At 63.7% G+C, this 1,132-nt stretch carries 2 protein-coding genes; one reads left to right on the forward strand and one right to left on the reverse strand.

What is annotated here, in order from left to right; translation table 11 throughout:
• On the forward strand, positions 1 to 781 hold a 781-nt coding region (trpD, locus tag NW856_RS12880), incomplete at its 5' end, for an anthranilate phosphoribosyltransferase (protein WP_414400587.1).
• Positions 782 to 832: 51 nt separating this feature from the next.
• On the opposite strand, the gene NW856_RS12885 is transcribed toward trpD, so the two are convergent.
• A partial coding sequence (locus tag NW856_RS12885) for a nitroreductase family protein (RefSeq protein ID WP_414400588.1) occupies positions 833 to 1,132 on the reverse strand: 300 nt, incomplete at its 5' end.

Below are 1,132 nucleotides of genomic sequence, written 5' to 3' on the forward strand. Positions count from 1 at the left end.
CTGTGGCACCGGCGGCGATGGGGCCGGCACTTTTAACATTTCCACGGCGGTGGCCTTTGTGGTCAGTGCAGCCGGGATCCCGGTGGTTAAACATGGCAACCGTTCCGCCTCTGGCAAGGTCGGCTCGGCGGATGTGCTGGAGGCCCTGGGGGTGAACTTGGGGGCTGAGCCAGAGCGGGTGCGGGCGGCTGTGGCGGAAGTGGGCATCACCTTTTTGTTTGCTCCCCAGTGGCACCCGGCCATGCGGGCGGTGATCCCCTATCGGCGGGCCCTCAAGGTTCGCACCATTTTCAACCTGTTGGGGCCCTTGGTCAACCCCCTCTATCCCAACCGCCAGGTGATCGGGGTTTACGCCCAGGAGCTGGTGCCGGTAATGGCAGAGGCCCTGCGCCTGTTGGGACGGGAAGGGGCCATTGTGTTGCACAGCCGCGAAGGTCTCGACGAGGCCGGTCTGGATCAACCCACCGATCTGGGCATCCTGTCCGGTGGGCTGGTACGGACGGAAGTCTTGAACCCTGCAGATTACGAGCTGACCCTGGCACCCACCCAAGCTCTCAAGGGGGGGGATGTGGCGGAAAATGCCGCCATCCTCACCCAAGTTCTCCAGGGATCCGGGACGCCTGCCCAGCAGGATGTGGTGGCCTTGAATGCTGCTTTGGCCCTGCAGGTGGCCGGAGTGGCCCCCGATTGGAGAGCCGGGATCGCCCAAGCTCGCGAGATTCTCGCCAGGGGTGCCGCTTGGGATCGCTTGCAACAGCTGGTTCATTTTCTCAAGGCTTGATGCCGGTAGGAGCCCAGGAGAGGGCGACAGGGATCCCACCTGAGCCTAGGGCTAAAACTCCCGCCCTCGCCCAAAGGCCAGAACTTCATCCACCCCCAAGCGAGGCTTGCGCGGCAGGTTACCCGCTGCCGCATATCCAACCGCCAGCAGCATCACCGGCACGTAGCGGTCGGCAATGCCGAACTCCCGCTTTACCCCTTCCGGATCAAAGCCGATCATCGGCCCGCTCACCAAACCCTTGGCCTGAGCCGCGATCATCAGCGCCATGGCAGCCATCGCCCCAGAGCGAATCGCTTCATCCCGCGCCAAGGTGGGATTGTGGAGCATGCCTCTAACCCCCAAAACCCTGAA

It is taken from the genome of Synechococcus sp. R3-13, from assembly GCF_047462195.1.
GTDB lineage: Bacteria > Cyanobacteriota > Cyanobacteriia > Thermostichales > Thermostichaceae > Thermostichus.